This window comes from Pseudoduganella buxea, from assembly GCF_009720835.1.
Taxonomy (GTDB): Bacteria; Pseudomonadota; Gammaproteobacteria; order Burkholderiales; family Burkholderiaceae_D; genus Rugamonas; species Rugamonas buxea.
Map to the genome: position 1 here is coordinate 1 of NZ_WNKZ01000290.1, position 314 is coordinate 314.

Sequence of the window (314 nt, forward strand, 5' to 3'; positions counted from 1 at the left end):
CGAATACGTAGCCGCGCACGTGGCCGGCGTGTTCTCGCTGGAGGATGCCTTCGGCCTGCTGCTGTTGCGCTCGGAACTGATGGGAGCCTTGCCCGCCGGCGGTGCCATGCTGGCGCTGCAAGGACCCACGCCGCGCCTGGCGGCCTTGTGCGGCCAGCTGCCGGCCGGCCTGGAAGTGGCGGCCTTCAACAGCCCCGAGGCCCTCGTCGTGGCGGGACCGCAGGACGCCATCGAGGCGCTGGCGCGCCAGTGCGACGGCGACGGCATCGTGCCACGCCAGCTGCCCGTCTCGCACGCCTTCCACTCGGCAGCAA

1 protein-coding gene is annotated in these 314 nt (G+C 72.3%); it reads left to right on the top strand.

Going from position 1 to position 314, the window contains the following annotated elements; all coding sequences use genetic code 11:
* Nucleotides 1-314 (top strand): acyltransferase domain-containing protein (locus GM672_RS27985; protein ID WP_155473717.1); only part of this gene is annotated, 314 nt, incomplete at both ends.